The 16,970-nt window shown below is 48.3% G+C and carries 16 protein-coding genes and 1 pseudogene; 10 read left to right on the top strand and 7 right to left on the bottom strand.

Annotated features, from left to right (window positions below):
• The first annotated feature begins 84 nt into the window (after window positions 1–84).
• Complete coding sequence (locus JNE38_RS00320) at window positions 85–771, top strand: NPCBM/NEW2 domain-containing protein (protein WP_203354773.1); 687 nt, start codon at window positions 85–87, stop codon at window positions 769–771.
• Window positions 772–872: 101 nt separating this feature from the next.
• Window positions 873–2,213, top strand: a complete 1,341-nt coding sequence (locus JNE38_RS00325) for an S-layer homology domain-containing protein (protein WP_203354774.1) — start codon at window positions 873–875, stop codon at window positions 2,211–2,213.
• A 952-nt stretch (window positions 2,214–3,165) separates the two neighbouring features.
• Here JNE38_RS00325 and JNE38_RS00330 read toward each other — a convergent pair.
• A complete protein-coding gene (locus tag JNE38_RS00330; RefSeq protein ID WP_203354775.1) occupies window positions 3,166–3,636 on the bottom strand; it encodes a CPBP family glutamic-type intramembrane protease in 471 nt (156 codons plus the stop codon).
• Between the two features lie 286 nt (window positions 3,637–3,922).
• Between JNE38_RS00330 and JNE38_RS00335 the strand changes: the two genes are divergently transcribed.
• From JNE38_RS00335 to JNE38_RS00365, 7 genes and pseudogenes are all read left to right on the top strand, one after another.
• Window positions 3,923–4,126, top strand: a complete 204-nt coding sequence (locus tag JNE38_RS00335) for a hypothetical protein (RefSeq protein ID WP_203354776.1) — start codon at window positions 3,923–3,925, stop codon at window positions 4,124–4,126.
• A gap of 640 nt (window positions 4,127–4,766) precedes the next feature.
• Window positions 4,767–6,500, top strand: a complete 1,734-nt coding sequence (gene spoIIP, locus JNE38_RS00340; RefSeq protein ID WP_428993686.1) for a stage II sporulation protein P — start codon at window positions 4,767–4,769, stop codon at window positions 6,498–6,500.
• Window positions 6,501–6,578: 78 nt separating this feature from the next.
• Window positions 6,579–7,434, top strand: a pseudogene (locus JNE38_RS00345) (pentapeptide repeat-containing protein).
• Window positions 7,435–7,522: 88 nt separating this feature from the next.
• Window positions 7,523–7,849, top strand: coding sequence for a helix-turn-helix domain-containing protein (locus JNE38_RS00350; protein ID WP_203354637.1), 327 nt, complete (start codon window positions 7,523–7,525; stop codon window positions 7,847–7,849).
• Window positions 7,789–8,673, top strand: coding sequence for an IS3 family transposase (locus tag JNE38_RS00355; RefSeq protein WP_203354636.1), 885 nt, complete (start codon window positions 7,789–7,791; stop codon window positions 8,671–8,673). The genes JNE38_RS00350 and JNE38_RS00355 overlap by 61 nt, the downstream gene beginning before the upstream one ends.
• Window positions 8,674–8,847: 174 nt before the next feature.
• A complete protein-coding gene (locus JNE38_RS00360) occupies window positions 8,848–9,273 on the top strand; it encodes a MarR family winged helix-turn-helix transcriptional regulator (protein ID WP_203354778.1) in 426 nt (141 codons plus the stop codon).
• Between the two features lie 34 nt (window positions 9,274–9,307).
• Complete coding sequence (locus JNE38_RS00365; RefSeq protein WP_428993687.1) at window positions 9,308–10,516, top strand: MFS transporter; 1,209 nt, start codon at window positions 9,308–9,310, stop codon at window positions 10,514–10,516.
• Between the two features lie 97 nt (window positions 10,517–10,613).
• Here JNE38_RS00365 and JNE38_RS00370 read toward each other — a convergent pair whose 3' ends face one another.
• Complete coding sequence (locus JNE38_RS00370; protein ID WP_203354779.1) at window positions 10,614–11,024, bottom strand: DoxX family protein; 411 nt, start codon at window positions 11,022–11,024, stop codon at window positions 10,614–10,616.
• A gap of 181 nt (window positions 11,025–11,205) precedes the next feature.
• Here JNE38_RS00370 and JNE38_RS00375 point away from each other — a divergent pair, with 181 nt between their 5' ends.
• Entirely contained in the window at window positions 11,206–11,568 is a 363-nt protein-coding gene (locus JNE38_RS00375) for a winged helix-turn-helix transcriptional regulator (protein ID WP_203354780.1), read from the top strand.
• 85 nt (window positions 11,569–11,653) lie between these two features.
• On the opposite strand, the gene nagE is transcribed toward JNE38_RS00375, so the two are convergent.
• From nagE to glcT, 5 genes are all read right to left on the bottom strand, one after another.
• On the bottom strand, window positions 11,654–13,093 hold the full coding sequence (gene nagE, locus JNE38_RS00380) for an N-acetylglucosamine-specific PTS transporter subunit IIBC (protein ID WP_203354781.1): 1,440 nt from the start codon (window positions 13,091–13,093) through the stop codon (window positions 11,654–11,656).
• A 162-nt stretch (window positions 13,094–13,255) separates the two neighbouring features.
• On the bottom strand, window positions 13,256–14,968 hold the full coding sequence (gene ptsP, locus JNE38_RS00385; protein WP_203354782.1) for a phosphoenolpyruvate--protein phosphotransferase: 1,713 nt from the start codon (window positions 14,966–14,968) through the stop codon (window positions 13,256–13,258).
• A gap of 33 nt (window positions 14,969–15,001) precedes the next feature.
• Window positions 15,002–15,265 (bottom strand): HPr family phosphocarrier protein, encoded by a 264-nt coding sequence (locus JNE38_RS00390; RefSeq protein ID WP_203354783.1) that lies wholly within the window; start codon window positions 15,263–15,265, stop codon window positions 15,002–15,004.
• 22 nt (window positions 15,266–15,287) lie between these two features.
• Window positions 15,288–15,782 carry a PTS sugar transporter subunit IIA gene (locus JNE38_RS00395; RefSeq protein ID WP_203354784.1) on the bottom strand — a complete coding sequence of 165 codons (495 nt, stop codon included), beginning with the start codon at window positions 15,780–15,782 and terminating at the stop codon, window positions 15,288–15,290.
• A 127-nt stretch (window positions 15,783–15,909) separates the two neighbouring features.
• The gene (gene glcT / locus JNE38_RS00400; protein ID WP_203354785.1) at window positions 15,910–16,764 is read right to left on the bottom strand and encodes a glucose PTS transporter transcription antiterminator GlcT; all 855 of its coding nucleotides are present in this window, start codon (window positions 16,762–16,764) and stop codon (window positions 15,910–15,912) included.
• Window positions 16,765–16,970 lie beyond the last annotated feature (206 nt).

Below are 16,970 nucleotides of genomic sequence, written 5' to 3' on the forward strand. Positions count from 1 at the left end.
AGCTGCAAAAATCCCACTGTCGTTTTTTCAGGGTGCTGTAATTCAAATTTATCATGTCTTGACAAAATAAAGGAGTGTGCAAAAATGTCGAAATTTAAAACCGCAACCTTTGTTTCAGGCTTAATTTTAGGTATTGGAATATCTGTTGGGAGTGTTGCACTTGCAGCATCAACGAACGTCACTTTACTTCCGGTTAAATTTATCGTCAATAAAGTTGATAAGACACCTTTGAACGGTCAGTTCATTGATAATGGCATAAAAGTTCCCGCATCAATTGTATATAACGGTACAGTTTATGCACCTGTAAAAATGGTGACTTCTATGCTTGGATATTCAACGAATTGGGATGCAAAAAACAAATCGCTATTAATCGGGGACACCAGTTCCGGTTTATTGCTTTCGGATCAAAATCCTATTCAAACCGAGGGCGGTGTAAAATCAAACAATATAATGTCTATTGGTAAACAAGAATTTAATAAAGGTTTTTTGTTCGCGGATAATAAAGCAAGTGTAGTGTACAATCTCGATGGTCAGTACTCTACTTTAAAATTCCAATTTGGGATAGATGACAGTAAGACTTACCCACGGCCTGGAACATTAAAGGTAATTGGTGATGGCAAAGAACTTTGGCAAAGTCCGGTATTGATAGGTACACCTGCTCAAGAAACTAAAATAAATATTAGTGGAGTTTTACACCTTGAGATCAGGATGGAGTGTAAAGACAGCCTTGGCACAAGAATAAGTGTAGTAAACCCATTAGTTACAAAGTAAGCCTGAATTTAAATTTACCTTCTTTTGATACTATTTTAATTAATTGAATTTTTCCTTAGCTAAATCGCATAACTATAGTTCATTGATTTTTAAGGGGGAGAATGATGGGAATATTACGACCGATACTTATCTTTGCATTATTGTTTTGTTTTATTAGTCAAGCTGCTTTAGCCCAAGGTGCCATCCCGCAGGATGCGAAATATAATTCTGATGCAGTTTGGGCTTTAAACTTGAAAATAATTAAGCCGTACCCAGATGGAAGGTTCTATCCAGACAAGCCCGTCTCTGAGGCAGAATTTCTAGATATGCTTTTCAATTACTATAAGGTTAAGCTGCCTACTAACGCTAACTCAGCTTCATATGCGCACGCTTCAACACTCAAATGGCCAATTTTCTCCAATACTGAAGCACGCAAGAAACCAATGACACGTGAGCATGCAGCTGAACTATTATCCGCTTCTCTAGGTGTAAATTATCGCGCTGAAGATGCCGTATACTATTTATTTTACAATCGCTTTATTAATTACACAGACAAACCTACTTTGGCGTCATTTAAGGCTAAGTCCATACTAACTCGTGTTGATGCAGTTCATTTTATTAGAATGCTTGAGATTAGAGGAAATTTAACAATCAAGCCCATTCACGATTCCCCATCAATGCCAAAAATCGGCATAAATGATGAAGCCCTATTAAAACCTATTAAAGGTAGCATACTTCTCTCGGCTGATCGTGCTTCACAACCCTCTGTGGACTCTTTTGTAAAGAACCTTAAAATAATGGGGAATACATTAACTGGAACTATTCCAAATATACCCGTTGGCTATTCTTACAGCATAATTTATCGTAGTGGACATAAATGGGGCGTAGGAGATAAAGCGATTAAAGGATTAAATCCTGGTCAAACGTTTTCTGTTGATATCTCAAAGCGTGGTGAAAAAGCTGGAATAGACCTTTTCCTAGATATTGAACGAGAAGGAATGAATGGGGTTTATGTAGATATTCCATCGCTTCAAGCCGATTATGTTGCGGAACGTGCGATTGACCGTCCCTTTGAAATCTCTATTCCGCCTGCGGAGAAACCAAAACTAAAGCTGCCACCATATGAGTTTATCATGTACGCGACTCAGAGATTTGGGTTCAATTCAAAATATGACGGCAAAAACTTTTCTACAAAAGCACCAGAAAAATTTGAGACGCCAGATAACAGTACTTATTCTGTATTAATACAAAATGGAGTAAATGACAAAAAAGGATTAGACTTAGGGTCTTTATTGCCGGGACAATCTCTAATAATTGATATATCGAACTATCAGCAAGATGTATCTGTATTTTTGCTTGTTTATCAAAATGGCTCTCTTGCCAGATATGCTGAACTAAAGCCAAAACTAAAGCAACAACAATTTACGATCTCCTTACCACCCCTGCCTATATTTAATAATTGAACAAATCGAGTAAGCAATTTCCAAGCAACTCTGTAGTCAGCTAGTGTCTACAGGGTTGTTTTTGTTTATCTATTAAATGTTCTATTCTGCGTACCATGCACAACGCAACCTAATGACCGTGTACGTACAGAGTTCCTGAGTGTAGCCAATATACAGCGTGTGGCCTGTAGTCCAGAGCTTTGTAACACCAGTTCTCTCATTCTTCTCACTAGGGTGAGAAGCCCACGAATCCCTTACCGGTAAGGGCCGCGTGGCCCCTCTTCTCACCACTCACGTTTTCCCATGTATCGTTTTTTACATACAGTAATCTTAATAAGGTAGTACAGTCATAAGGCAAAATGTTCGTTTTGAAATAATTAATAAGTGAGAAAGTGAGAAGAAGTATTCTCGTTCCCGTTCCCATAAGGTTTTAGGTCATTCTCACCCCCTATGAGAGGAAGTGAGGAGAGTGAGACTACACCCAAGCGTTGGCTGCCCGCCTACACCCTGTATATTTTTATACCCGGACCAGCAGACCTACAGCGTGTAGGATACACGGCCAAAAGCAAGGCATTTACATGATTTCCGAGTATAGTCCATGCAAATCGGACCCCACACTTGCCCTCCAAGTGAACACGTGAGACTCACGAGGTCCGGGAGCGGAAAATGACCGCTGTATATGGTCATATACTTGTCCCCAAAATTCAACAAATGTTTTACTGGGGTAGACCGCTGTAGGTCAGAGTAGACCGCTGTATTTGTCTGCAAGCAGTCCAAGTACTGTTTAACGTGGGAGGGATACCGTCAGAAAAAGACTCTTACCACAAGTAACATCAGCAAGTTGTACATTTTTGAATAGGGGTAGTGGTTTCCTAAACTGTAGGTCGGAGGTTCGAATCCTCTCGGGACGCCATCGAAAAACCGCGTGATTGCGCGGTTTTTTTTATTTGATCCGTAGAGGAGCGACGATTCCTCAGGAAAAGATCACGTGCAGCATAAGGTCTGCTGTCAAGTGGGCGATCATGGCATATTCCAGCCCCTTTTTCCAATAGAGCCAGCCAAACAGGAGCCCACCCAAAGAGTTCAAGACAATCCCGCGTAGAACAATCATCGGGGACAACTCACCCAAAGCCTGGGCTGTAGCTGGAAGGTGAAGCAAGCCAAATAGCAGACTGGTGAGCAATATGGCAATCATGAACATCCAACTGCTCGTTTTTTTCCCGAGCAGGCGATAAAACAGCCAGACGCAAAAAGTCATCAAACCCAGGCGTACCTGCAACTCTTCTACGATACCCCCATAAAAGATGGTTGTAAGCCCAATCCAGCGAGAAAACTCGGGTGCCTGAAGCTGCGCTAGCTGGGGAATGTTCGGGAAAAAGTAGAGTCGATCTAGTGCGATGATCACCATAGAGACTGCAATGCCCCCACCGATTGCAATGATCACGGCTGTTTTCTGAAACCCTTCATGCGTTTTACGATATACCCAGCCCCTCCAGAGCAATAGCTGTAAACCTACGGCTGATGAAAGATGAATGCCGAGATAGCTCAAAAGAAAGGTAATGATCCCTGTCTGCAAAGCTGAGCTAGCCAAAAGCAGCGCAGGAGGGGAGAAAGCTCGTAATTATTTTTGGCTTTTCCAAAAAGGCACGTAATGATCCCTTCGCCGATGTTTAATATGGCCTCCTTTATCAAACCATACATAAAACCAGGCAACAAAGGAGGCTGGCGATTTGGGTAGCTATGTACAATACTTCCGGGATATCATAGACTCGATCAACGTTCTCCCCGGCAAGCTGATGAACGTCGTTGCTTCGATAAATGAACCGATCCAGAGCTTGACCCACACGTTGATAGTCACAAACATTTTGCTTGGTTTGCTCTTCGTCACGTCCATCGCAAACATTTATATGCTTTGGAGAAACGGCAGAAAATAAGTCAATTGATTGCCGATTTGCCAATTCACTGCCGACATCGTATACTTTTGACTTCATGAAGAGGATTCGGTCGTAATGTTCATGGCTATGAAACGGAAGAGAGGAGGAGTATCCCTATGAAAAAGAGATCCTTGTGCTCGCTAGCAAAAGGAGTAGGATGCCTCCACCGCTGTTTTCTTTGATCAAGCCAATCACGGGAGAAGTGTTTCCAAAATTGGATACCTGTGAAGCAGTAATTCGGATCGGAATGCAGTGGAGAAAACGCCACGGGTCGCATCCTGTGGTTACCCATATATGTGTGAAAGGGCGCTACTGGACTCTTCCTGTGGCGTTTTTTATTTCACAAAAAGGGAGAAGGATCGCATGCAAAGGAACGGGCAAACCATTGATGTCAGGCTGGCTGGGGAAGCGGATGACGAAAGCCTCTTGGCTCTGGAAGTGAGGAGCCGAGGGACCAGGATTGATTGAGAATCTCTCCGTATATGTGATCGCAAGGAAAGGGTGAAGCCTGTCGCTTCATCCTTTTTTGTATCCGAGCAAAAGATGTCGCAGGGTGAAGGATTATGTAGACGAGTCGAGAATTTTGTACGATAGGATGTTATTTCCAAAACAGATAAGGAAGAGGAGGGGAATGAGGGTCTTGCTTTCACGAGTAAAAACCAGCTTTGCTGCTGTTTGTTTCCTATTATTGCTGACGCCCCCGTCATTTGCTGAAGCAGCGACTCACGTAGAAGTAGCGGTTGATCAGTTAAATATTCGCAGCACTCCCGGAACCACCACCCAAATCGTCGGAACCGTCACGAAAGCGACCAGACTGCCCATTCTGCAAGCGCAAAAGGAATGGACACAGGTGAAGCTCTCTAATGGAAAGACGGGTTGGATCAATAATAAGTACGTCAAAATGATTGAGGTACCGCAGATCAAGTATGTCAAAAGCACAGTGGACATGCTGAATGTTCGGGCAGAACCAAACACCACTTCCCAAATCTTGCAGATTATCGATAAAAATGGCGTATTCTTGCAGATGAAAAAACAAGGGGATTGGGCACAGATCAAGCTCTCGGACAAAGCAAACGGCTGGGTGAACGCTCGCTTTTTGGCTGAAACGACTGCACCAAAGCCTGCACCAGCACCTACTCCGGCCGCGACCCCTGCGCCGACACCCAATCCAATTCCCACCCCAGCAGAACCTACCCTCCCAGCTGAAGCAGGAGCAGGAACCGTTGTATTGACGGAAGGGGTCGATGTGTATACGGCCCCGGACTTTTTGGGCACGGTGATCGGTCAGCTAAGCGGGGGGACTATGGTCAATCAATACGGGTATGCAGATGGTTGGTACACAATCAACTTCAACGGGACATATGCCTACATTTATAAACCGATCGTTGCAGAAGGGGCAGGACAGACACTGCCGAGCGAGGTTCCCGTGACGCCTGCACCCGATACGGTCCCGGTACCACTGGAGTCCACCATTCGGGTAAGGAATGCCGACACCAATCTGAGAAGCGGCCCCGGAACCAGCTATCCTGTAGTTGGAAATGTTCAGCCAGGTCAGGTCTTTCCCGTCGTGCAAACCGAAGGAGACTGGTATTTGATTCGGATGCCTGACAGCTCCACTGCATACATCGCCGGCTGGATCGTAGATTTGATTCAGCCAGTCACGGGCTCGCCTTTGCCTTCCAATGGAGTGGATCCAACCGGAGTAGGCTACAACAGCGGGATGATCGGAAACGAAACGGTCTACATCTACTCGACGCATAACCGTGAGTCGTGGCGAAATGTTGCCCGCAATACGCAGGGAAGCTCCGTAGACGACCCGGAAATCAACATCACGCTGGTCGGGAAGCGTCTGGGAGAGCTGCTGCAAACCAAAGGCTTTGCGTCTATGGTAAACCAGGATGACTTTGCCCAAAAGCTGGCGGAGCAAAAGAAAAGCTACTCCATGTCTTATACGGAATCGTACAAGGCGGTGATGGCTGCTGCGACGACGAGCCCGAATCTGAAATACATCTTTGATATTCACCGTGACAGCGACGAGCCCCGCAGCAAAGTGGCACTGACGTTGAACGGGAAGACGTACTCGCGGATTTTGTTTGTCATTGGGACAGCCAATCCGACCTATCTGGAAAACAAGAAGCTGGCGGAAGCTCTCCATGCCAGGCTCGAAGCAGCTTATCCCGGCTTGTCCCGCGGCGTGATTCTGAAAGGCAAGAACGAAGGAAACGGCGTTTACAACCAGTCTGTCTCTGAGGGAAGCCTGCTTCTGGAGTTTGGTGGAACCAACAATACGCTAGAGGAGTGCTATAATACAGCAGAGGCCTTTGCAGACGTGTTTACCAACTATATGCTGGAAGGACAAATTGCGTTTAAGTAAGAACCAGCACGATTCCATTCGCCGATCAAGCGGGGGAATCGTGTTTTTTCCTATCACTTCGGCCACGAGGAGGTCTGCATGTCAACGAATCATCACGATCTAGAACCTGTTCCGAGTGGAAGTCGGCACCATTTGCAAGGTGACTGCGAAAGCTGCTTTGGTTTATGCTGTGTCGCACTTCCCTTCGCGTCATCATCCGATTTCGCCGTCAACAAAGAGGGAGGTCAGCCCTGTCGCAACTTGCTAGCTGACTTTCGATGCGGAGTCCATACGACACTCAGAGATATTGGCTTTCGTGGCTGTACCGTGTATGACTGTTTTGGTGCGGGACAAAAGGTTTCCCAAAGCACGTACGAGGGACGGGATTGGCGCCAGCATCCACAGTCAGCGAAGGAAATGTTTGAAGTGTTCCCCATCATGTGGCAGCTTCATGAGCTGCTCTGGTATTTGACAGAGGCACTGGCACGGAAAGAAGCAGCCTCGATACACGGCGCTCTCAAAGAATTCCTTGAAGAGACGAAAAAGCTCACGGACCAAAGTCCGGAAGCTCTCCTGAAGCTGGATACGGCTGCGCATCGAGCAAAAGTAAATGAACTGCTTTTGAAGACGAGCGAGCTCGTGCGGGCGAAAGCGGAGAATCAGCAAAAAGGAAAAAAGAAGGCGTACGGCAGAGGAGCGGATCTCATCGGTGCCAAGCTCAAGGGGGCAGACCTTCGAGGGGCCAATCTGAGAGGAGCGTACCTGATTGCAGCAGACCTTCGAGATGCGGATCTGAGAATGGCCGATCTGATCGGCGCAGATTGCAGGGATACGGATTTGCGAGGGGCGGATTTGACAGACTGCCTGTTTTTGACGCAAACCCAGCTGAATGCTGCAAAGGGGATGCTCGTACAAAGCTGCCCCATCGTTCATGCGCCCGCCTCACTGGTCCTGAAAAACCCTTATCCTGATGTGCACCCCTTAAAGTAGACATTGGAAAAACCCCTACGGTTTACCGATGAAAACTTTAGGGGTGCATTTTTATGCCAGCAAAGAAAGGCCAAAAGTTTAAACATTATTGTGAAGAGCTAAAGTTGCAGGCGGTTCAGATGAAATTAGATGGTGTTTCCCATCGAGAAATAGCAGAGAAGTTACATATCCATGATGAAGGACGAATTAAGATTTGGATGCGGAAGTATAAGAAACTCGGAGAGTTTGGGCTTCTGGATCAACGTGGCCGCCGTAAGGAATACATCGATTCGAACCGATATCTGGAGAAGTTAGAGAGGGAAAATAAGATGCTAAAAAAGTGTTTGGAAATCTGGATGCAGGAGGTGCAGTCCATAAGTATGCAACGATCAAACAAGTAGCTGGTGAATATACCATAAGTGAACTTTGCAAGTTGTTTAGAGTCTCAAGAAGTGGATACTATGCTTACCTAAAACGACAAGTAACGGATAGGAACAAGCCCGTAAAAGACTTCATCCAGGCAGTGTATAGGAAGTATGACGGAAAATATGGATATAGACAAACTCAACTATTTCTCCTGCAAGATTGCGGGGTGTGGGTCAATCATAAGAAGGTACTTCGACTAATGCAAGAAATGGGACTTCGTTCTCGAATTCGCCGCAAATATCGAAGTCATTATGTTTCGTCTGTAGGGAGACGAGTTGCCGAGAATGCCCTACAACGTGATTTCAAAGCATGTGCACCGAATCAAAAATGGGTAACGGATATCACACAATATCGTGTTGCGGATACTTGGCTCTACCTATCTGCTATTAAGGATTTGTTTAATAACGAGATTGTAGCCTACCACATGGGAGTTCGTAACGACAATGAACTGGTCCTGCGGACCTTTGAGAAAGCTTTTGAAAAAACGAAAGACGTGACTGGACTGATCGTTCACAGCGATCAAGGATTCCAGTACACGTCCTACGCTTACCACGACATGCTGCCGAAGGTTGGCGCCCAAATCAGCATGTCTCGGAGAGGCAATTGTTATGATAACGCCTCGATGGAGAGCTTCTTCTCGCATCTCAAAACGGAAGGGCTCTACCCCTATGATATCCGAAGTGTAGATGAGGCACAAAGGCGAATTGAAGAATATATTCAATTCTACAATCAAAGTCGACCACAACGAAGATTAAAAAAGCTGACGCCTGTTGAATTCAGACGTCAGCTGTCGGCCTAGCGACCGGGGTTTTTCATACTGTCCACTAAATGGGGTCTTGACCAGGTCTTGACCATCCTGCATAAGGGTTTTTTCTTTTTCCCCTATTGAAGGCAATTCATTACCTATGTTATTATTTTGTTTGCTGTAACATATATGTTATGACATGTAATTTTCAAAGAAGGGGGGAGCACTTTGAAACTTGATGATGCGGTAGGGTTTTTGATCAATAATACGGGCCGCAGCATGACTCGTTATTTGACCAGTGCATTCAATCATTTGGACGTCACGACTGAGCAGTGGTCGGTATTAAAATGCCTGGAGGAAGAAGATGGCCTCGCTATCAAGGAGCTGAGCAAAAGGGTAGGAAAAGACCAGGCGAATGTCACCAGAATATCCGATTTGCTGGAACGGAAGGGATACTTGGTGAGAAAGCCAAACCCGGAGGACAAGCGCTCCTCGTTGGTCTGCTTGACGGAAGCGGGGAGAGAGATGACGAATGAGCTGATCCCGATTGACGAGAAAGTCCATGAGGTCGCGCTAAGCGGTATATCGGAGGAGGAAATTTCGTTTCTGAAGCAATTGCTGGCAAAGATTAGAGAGAATGTAAGCGCCGAGTAGAGAGAAGGGCGCGGAGTGGATAGGAGAGATTCATTTGCATAAACAGCCCCTATGGACCAGGGACTTCATCAAGATTTGTTTGAGCAGCTTGTTTTTGTTTATGACGTATTATGCCCTCGTCGCGACGCTGCCGATCTATATCATGGATACGCTGCGCGGCGGTGAACAGGAAGTGGGCCTGACTTTGACTGCCTTTATCATTGCAGCGGTCATCGCTCGACCCATTGCCGGGAAATCGGTGGACGAGCTGGGCAAGAAAAAAGTAGCCGTTCTAGCTTCCGCTTTGTTCATGCTTTCCACGTTTTCATATGTGGGGGTATTCAGCTTCTTTTTTCTGTTGGCCCTACGATTTGTTCACGGACTCAGCTTTGGATTTGCGACTACGGCGATGGCAGCGATTGCCACCGACCTCGTCCCCGAAGAGCGCAAAGGGGAAGGGATCGGCTACTATGCACTGTTTATGAATTTGGCGATGGTCATCGGTCCTTTTGTAGGGCTGCTGATCATGAACAAGTACAGCTTCTCTGTTTTATGTATCCTGATTTCGGCTTTTGCCATCATCTCCTTTGCTTGTGGAGGGTTGACCAAAGTGCAGGAAGCCCAGGCAGCCGTAAAGACGAGAGCAACTCAAAAGCTTCATTGGAGAAGCTTCATCGAGCCAGGTGCCATGCCCATCTCGCTGACAGCTGCTCTCATGTCCTTTGCCTACAGTGGACTTTTATCCTTTATCCCCGTCTACGCCAAGAATATTGGAGCATCTGAGGTATCGAGCTATTTCTTTGTCATTTATGCAATCATGATCGTTCTGTCGCGGCCTTTTACCGGAAAGCTGTTTGACCGGATGGGAGAGCATGTCGTCATTTACCCGAGCATCATTTTGTATGCGATCGGACTGGTATTGCTGAGCCTGGCACAAGGTCCTGTCCTGTTCCTCATTGCCAGCGCCGTCATTGGCCTGGGCTACGGAAGCGTGTTTCCCAGCTTTCAGGCGATCGCCCTCAAGTCTGCGCCGGCAGAACGGAGAGGACTTGCGACGGGCACCTATTACTTGTTGTTTGATCTAGGTATGGGTATCGGATCGTTTGTACTGGGGATTCTGGCGTCCGCCATGAGTTTTAGCTCGATGTACATGATCTCTGCGTGGATCGTTGCGTTTGCAGGAGTGGTGTATTACAGCCTGTATCATCGGGCCACAATCAAAAAGCACCGCAGGGAAAGCGAGCGTCTGCAGCTTTCCGAGTAAGAAGTGGAGGGTCCTACCAATATCAAGGTAGGGCCCATTCTCATGTAAAAAAGCGCCCGCCACCACACGAGTGCGGCTTTGAGCGCTTTTGAGAAGATTACGCGTTTTTCTTTTGGCCAAAGAGTGCACCGTCCAAACTCAATTTGGAGCTGCCGCTGATCGCCAGAGAAAGCGTCATAGCCAGCAGAGCCAAATCCAGCTCGTATCCGGCGCCTGCTTGACCGCTCAAGAATCCAATGGACAGTTTCGCTGTAAAAATAGCACCTACCATGATGATGACCATAACCGCTGAAAACAGCCGTGTACCCAATCCCAAAATCAAGGCAATGCCACCGATGAGTTCAAGGAAAGAGACAAAGTATGCGATAAAGGCAGGAAGCCCCATGGTGCCAAAGAATCCGGCTACATTCCCCAAGCCCATTTGGAACTTGTCAATTCCGTGGATGAGGAATGTAAGACCAGCAATCACACGCAAAACAAGTGCGCTCCATTCAAAACGTGTAGACATGAAAAAATACCTCCGAGATGAAATTTTATTTAGTAACAAGATTACTTTTCGTTAGTTAGTGTATAATAATAAATGAAACGAGTCAATGGTGGATATTGTACACAAACTGTCTACGTTCGATCATTCTTTTTGAAGGAACAGCAAAACAGCGTTATACTAGAAGGAGAATGAGGTGATTCCTATGAAACAGTCCTCTCTCTGTCCGCGGTTTGAAAAAGGCATGCAGCTATTGGGGAAACGCTGGACAGGGCTCATCTTATATCAGTTGCTTGCGGGACCACAGCGTTTTTGTGCACTGGAAGGTGCCCTGCCTGTGAGCGGAAGGCTGCTTTCTGAGCGATTGAAAGATCTGGAGAAGGAAGGCCTTGTGCACCGGCAAGTATTTACGGATTCTGCTCCGGTTCGCGTAGAGTATTCCCTGACGGAAATGGGGCTCGCTCTGGAACCCGTACTGAAGGGCATTGAAAATTGGGCGCAGACATGGATCGAATTGGATGCGGATGAACCGATAGGCTGTTGCGAAGAAAAAAGCTGTGATGAATAAGAAAAAGCGCCGGGGATAACTACCCGACGCGTTACAAAATGAGCCCGGAACGGACGAACCGTTACCGGGCAGTTTTATGTTTTGCTTACAGTTTTGTGATCTCGTCCTTCAGCAGCTCGGATTGCGTACCGAAAACTACTTGCACGCTGCCTTGACCGAGCTTCATGACACCGGCAGCACCGAGATCCTTCAGTCCTTTTTCATTCACGACCTTGTCGTCTTTGAGAACGAGACGCAGGCGAGTGATGCACGCGTCGACATTGACGATGTTTTCTTTGCCCCCGATGAGGGTCAGCACTTTTTGTGCTTTTTCCTGCATGGTGTTGGTACCTCCAGTTGTGCTGACTTCCACGTCATCGTCTTCACGTCCAGGCGTCTTGATGTTCATTTTCACGATCAAGATGCGGAACAGGAAGTAGTAAACGACTGCGAATGCCAAACCGATCGGAATGATCAGCCATGCATTGGTGGAAAGCGGGAAGTTGAGACCGTAGTCGATCAAACCGGCCGAGAAACCAAAGCCGTGTTTGATGCCCATCGCCGTTACAATATAACCGGAAACCCCTGTCAGGATGGCGTGGATCACGTACAGCAGAGGTGCGGCAAACATGAAGGCAAACTCCAGCGGCTCCGTAATCCCTGTAAGGAACGATGCGAGAGCCGTACCGATAAAGACAGAAGCGATCGCTTTGCGTTTTTCCGGCTTCGCTGTGTGGATGATAGCGAAAGCGGCTGCAGGCAGAGCGAACATCATGATCGGGAAGAAGCCTGTCATAAACATACCAGCGGATTTGTCGCCCGCGAAGAAACGATTCAGGTCTCCGTGGACGACTTTTCCCGCTGCATCGGTAAAGTCACCGATCTGGAACCAGGCAATGGCATTGAGCACGTGATGCAAACCAAATGGGATGAGCAAGCGGTTGAAGAAGCCGAACAAACCGGCACCCAGCGCACCCAGACCTACGATCCAGTTACCCATGCTGGTCAGAGCGTCTTGGATCGGACCCCAAACGATACCGAACAGCAACCCGATGATAACCATGCTAAGCGAAGTGATGATTGGAACGAAGCGTTTCCCCCCGAAGAAGCCTAGCCATTCAGGAAGCTTGATGTTGTGATAACGGTTGTAGCAGTAAGCAGCAACCCCACCAGCGAGGATACCTCCGAGCACACCCATGTTCAGTTTTGCTTCATCTGCGATGAACGGCATGGCAGCCGGTACTTTGGAAAGCACGGCAGTCAGCACCATGTAGGCGATCACAGCAGCCAAGGCGGCTACAGCGTCTCCTGCCAGACCGATTGCAACACCGACGGCGAAAATCAACGATAAGTTATCAAAAATAGCAGATCCGCCAGCGAGCAGGAAAGGCGCGATGTACTGATTCAGGAAACCACCAACAGCTGATCCCAGGTGAAACTCGGTTTCGTAGTTGATGGCACCGAAGCGGAGCAAAAGCGCTGCGGCCGGCAACGTGGCGACTGGGAGCATCAAGGCTTTCCCAATCTTTTGCAGAAAGGCGAGCATAAGAAAAACCTCCTTGGAATGAGATGTATATCAGCAAGTCTTTCTCCGGATGAGATGCAACGGATGAGAGCACGAGGAATGGCCCGGAGTGGACTATTCTGATCAAGATTGATGAAAGGGATGAAATCGCTTACAACACAGGAGAGAAGAGCAACAAAACAGTTACTCTGCTTTGTTGTTCAGGAACGAAACGACGTCTTCCACGGTTGCCAAAGTCAGGGCGTGATCTGCCGTGCGCTTTGCTTGTTCCAGCGTGGTTCTGCGTATGCGTTCTTTTACTTTTGGCATGACTGAGGCAGCTCCACTGAATTCATCCAGCCCCATCCCCAGCAAAAGCTCTGTCGCCAGGGGATCTCCAGCCATTTCCCCACACAGCCCGGTCCAAATACCGGCGCGGTGGGATGCCTCGATCACGTGGGAGATGAGATGCAATACGGCGGGATGATAATAGCTGTACAAGTCCGCGATATTTGCATTCATACGGTCGACTGCCAGTGTGTACTGCACGAGATCGTTGGTGCCAATACTGAAGAATTGTACTTCTTTCGCAAATGCATCGGCCCCAAGGCATGCACCCGGGATTTCCATCATCATGCCGATGGCGATCTTTTCATCAAAGGTGATGCCTTCCTCTCGCAGCTCCGTCTTGGCTTGTTCGAGAATGCTTTTGGCATCTCGCAGCTGTTCCAAGTGAGAGATCATCGGGAACATGATCAGCAATCGACCGAACGCACTGGCGCGCAAGAGCGCTCGCAGCTGGACCCGGAACAGCTCCGGACGGGCAAGAGAAATGCGGATCGCTCTAAAACCGAGAAAAGGATTCTCTTCGTGATCGAGAGCGAGAGCAGGCAAGTGCTTGTCGCCGCCTACATCCAAGGTGCGGATGATCACAGGCTTTTCGCCAAAAGCGACAGCTACGCGCTTGTAGGCTTGGAACTGCTCTTCTTCATCAGGCAGCGTGCTTCTGTCCATAAACAAAAACTCGGAACGGAACAGCCCGATGCCCTCTACGCCGGATACTGCTAAAGCCTCTGCTTCTTCCGGGACAGCCATGTTCGCCATCACATGCACGCGATGGCCATCAAGAGTCTCAGCAGGCAAGTCTTTCAAGGCTTCGTAGGCTTGTCGCTGTATCTGCTCTTCGGCCGCCTTTTCTTTGTAGCGGCTGAGTGTATCTTCATCTGGTTCGACGATGAGCTCACCGCTCGTTCCGTCGAGTATCAGAAGATTTCCGGATTCGACTTGGGAAAGGAACTGCTCGCCCACGCCCATAACGGCCGGAATGCCCAAGGACCTCGCCAGAATGGCTGCGTGGGAGGTAGATCCGCCTTTTACCGTAGCGATCCCGCGTACGTGCTGGATCGGCAGCTGCAGGGTCTCCGATGGTGTCACATCCACCGCCGCGAGTATGAAAGGCTCTTCCGGGAAGGAAACAGCTTCTTCGTACCCCGACAGGTTGCGGATGATGCGGCGGCTCACATCGCGAATATCGTCTGCGCGCTCTCTCATGTAGGCGTCGTCCATGCTCTCAAATAGAGAGATAAATTGTTCAGCGACTTGCCCTACAGCTGCGGAGGCACTCAGTAGCTGGGCCTCGATGAGACCGCTCATTTCTCCGGTAAATGCCGGATCGTCCAGAAAAGCGAGGTGTGCAGAGAGGATCGCTGCTTTTTCGGCTCCGAGCGACTCTTCCGTCTGCTGTCTGAGCTGATCCAGCTGCTGACGAGAAAGCTCGATGCTCTGTGAGAGCCGTGCCTGCTCCATTTTGATATCGGTAGAAGCGATTGCTGTCTCGTGGATGACAGGCTGCTCTTGGGACAATCGGACGATGGGCGCAATCGCGATGCCAGCAGATACGGGTATACCTTTTAACATGTGTAACTCACCGTCCTTCCTTTCACGTGCGTATCAGCTCGCGAATTCTTGTCGGAAAAGCTCCTGAATTTCCGCAGCGACACGCTCTTCATCCGAGCCATCGACTTGAATGGTCAAATGGTCGCCTTGTGTAACACCCAGGGTCATAATGCCGAGAATGCTTCGGCCGTCCGCTTTTTTCTCACCCTTGTTCAGCGTGATCTTGGAATTCGACTGGGACGCGCGGCTAACGAAGAGAGCAGCGGGGCGAGCATGCAGCCCGCCCTCGACTGTAACGGTTACTTCAAATTGAATCATCAGGGACCTCCTGCTGGATTGACTATTTTAAGACGACGGTCATGAGCGGCTCCCGGCCAGCCTGCACATTGGCCTTGGCTACCACATTCTTTTCCGCTACGACATCGCCGTTTGTAATCACGATCGGAGTGACAATCGGACAGCCGGCTTCCTGCAGCACTGCAGGATCAAACGAAATGAGCTTGTCGCCCGCTTTCACTTGATCGCCGACTGCAACAAACGGGGTGAAGCCCTGTCCTTTCAATTTGACGGTATCGATCCCGATGTGCATGAGGATCTCCAGCCCCGTTTCGCTAGTCAACCCGATGGCGTGATGGGTCGGAAAGAGGTGCGTCACTTTGGCATCGATCGGAGAGAGCAAGAGGCCCTCGGATGGCAGAATGGCGACGCCATCTCCTACTACTTTTTGAGCAAATACGGGATCCGGCACCTCGGACAGGGATACGACTGTACCAGTCAGAGGGGCAAGGAATGTGACTTCTTGTTGTTTTTTGCGAGAGAACAAACTGCGTAGCATAGGTTCCTCCTTTTGCGTTGAACGAAAATAGGCATGAGCAGGCGCAAACACAAGACATACTTACTATGTCCGTATGTTCTCACCGCTCATGCCTAGTCGAACTAGTAACACGCAGGATGATATCAATTTATTGTTGTAACAAGCGAAAGACATGCATGGCCATATAACCGATTTCATCTTCCGGTACCGTCACTTCCAGACGGGACGAAATGTACTCGGCGAGCTCTGAAGCCAGCTCGTAAGCTTCCGGGATCGTTGTTTTTACCCGATCCAACAGTGGATTTTGAATGGATTTTTGCTGACGGATACGATCTACGGCAAAGCGCAGATGCGTGATCAGGCGTACGTAATCGACCGTGCTTCGCTCGATGGTTTTGCCAGTCCGTTGCTCTACGATCGCCACCAACTCACTGATGATATTGGCAAACTGGACGGCCTTGTTTACCGGTGTATAGCTGATCGCCGAATGAATATGCAAGGCCAAAAAGCCGATCTCGCTTTCAGGTATATCCAGCGCGAACGCTTTTTTGATCATGTCTGCAGCCCGTTTCGCCAGCGCGTACTCCTTCGCGTACAGCGACTGCACTTCAAACAAAAACGGATTGACGATCTCCATGCCATTTCGCAGTCGGTAAATCGCGAACTGGATATGGTCAGGCAGGGCAACGTGCACATGCTCGTTGATTTGCGGGGTGATCTCGCTTGCGATCAGCGCAATGATTTCTTCCGCAATCCCGACGACGGCCGGGTCTACCTGGCTGAGGATGGTCTGGTATTGCTTTTGATGACTTTCACTTTCCAATCGAAAACGCTTCTCCACACGTGGATCATGGGCAGGAATGGTGTTCCCGGGCTTTGCGCCAAATCCAATGCCTTTGCCGAACAGCACAATCTCCTGCTTGGAGTCAGGCTCTTCGACGAGTACGACGTTGTGGTTCAACACGCGTGTGATTGCATACACTTTTTCCTGTTCTCGGGACAACCAATTCCACCACCTTTAGAACCCAAAACGGTTACTACCAAAAGAAAGAGCCGAAAAAACCTTTTTAGCACATAAAAAGATCTTCTCGGCTCATGCCTGCATGACCAGTAACACGCCTGTGTGAAAACGCTTCAATTGATTTTTATGATAGCCTACGTCTTTGCCATTGTCAATCACCCTGTACATAGGGAAAAACCGGCTGCATC

This window comes from Brevibacillus choshinensis (assembly GCF_016811915.1).
Lineage (GTDB): Bacteria > Bacillota > Bacilli > Brevibacillales > Brevibacillaceae > Brevibacillus > Brevibacillus choshinensis_A.

Excerpts from the sequence above, each read along its gene's own strand:
- JNE38_RS00320 (WP_203354773.1), top strand. The coding sequence starts at position 85 with ATGTCGAAATTTAAAACCGCAACCTTTGTTTCAGGCTTAATTTTAGGT.
- JNE38_RS00325 (WP_203354774.1), top strand. The coding sequence starts at position 873 with ATGATGGGAATATTACGACCGATACTTATCTTTGCATTATTGTTTTGT.
- JNE38_RS00350 (WP_203354637.1), top strand. The coding sequence starts at position 7,523 with ATGCCAGCAAAGAAAGGCCAAAAGTTTAAACATTATTGTGAAGAGCTA.
- JNE38_RS00370 (WP_203354779.1), bottom strand. The coding sequence starts at position 11,024 with ATGTCTACACGTTTTGAATGGAGCGCACTTGTTTTGCGTGTGATTGCT.
- JNE38_RS00375 (WP_203354780.1), top strand. The coding sequence starts at position 11,206 with ATGAAACAGTCCTCTCTCTGTCCGCGGTTTGAAAAAGGCATGCAGCTA.
- nagE (WP_203354781.1), bottom strand. The coding sequence starts at position 13,093 with ATGCTCGCCTTTCTGCAAAAGATTGGGAAAGCCTTGATGCTCCCAGTC.
- ptsP (WP_203354782.1), bottom strand. The coding sequence starts at position 14,968 with ATGTTAAAAGGTATACCCGTATCTGCTGGCATCGCGATTGCGCCCATC.
- JNE38_RS00390 (WP_203354783.1), bottom strand. The coding sequence starts at position 15,265 with ATGATTCAATTTGAAGTAACCGTTACAGTCGAGGGCGGGCTGCATGCT.
- JNE38_RS00395 (WP_203354784.1), bottom strand. The coding sequence starts at position 15,782 with ATGCTACGCAGTTTGTTCTCTCGCAAAAAACAACAAGAAGTCACATTC.